The organism is Paraburkholderia sp. SIMBA_027, from assembly GCF_046535315.1.
GTDB lineage: Bacteria > Pseudomonadota > Gammaproteobacteria > Burkholderiales > Burkholderiaceae > Paraburkholderia > Paraburkholderia tropica.
In genome coordinates this window covers 1-299 of the sequence record NZ_JAWRWY010000319.1, presented here as the reverse complement: position 1 = coordinate 299, position 299 = coordinate 1, and the positions used below count along the sequence as shown (strand labels likewise).

Sequence of the window (299 nt, the reverse complement as noted above, 5' to 3'; positions counted from 1 at the left end):
CTTGCATCGTCGACCCTGAAGATCGCTACCGCGTTGCGCAGTGCCTGTGCCTGCTCGGCCATGGACTGGGCTGCAGCAGCGGCTTGCTCGACCAGCGCAGCATTCTGCTGCGTGACCTCATCCATCTGCGTCACAGCGGTATTGACCTGCCCGATGCCTGTGCTCTGCTCCGCGGATGCAGCCGAGATCTCACTGATGATGCCGGCTACGCGTTTAACCGATTGGACTACTTCGTTGATGGTGCTGCCGGCGTCTTCGACAAGTTTCGATCCCGCATCCGTCTGATGTGTCGCGTTATT

The 299-nt window shown here is 59.5% G+C and carries 1 protein-coding gene; it reads right to left on the bottom strand.

What is annotated here, in order from left to right; genetic code table 11:
- On the bottom strand, window positions 1–299 hold a 299-nt coding region (locus SB764_RS39260), incomplete at both ends, for a methyl-accepting chemotaxis protein (protein ID WP_410866645.1).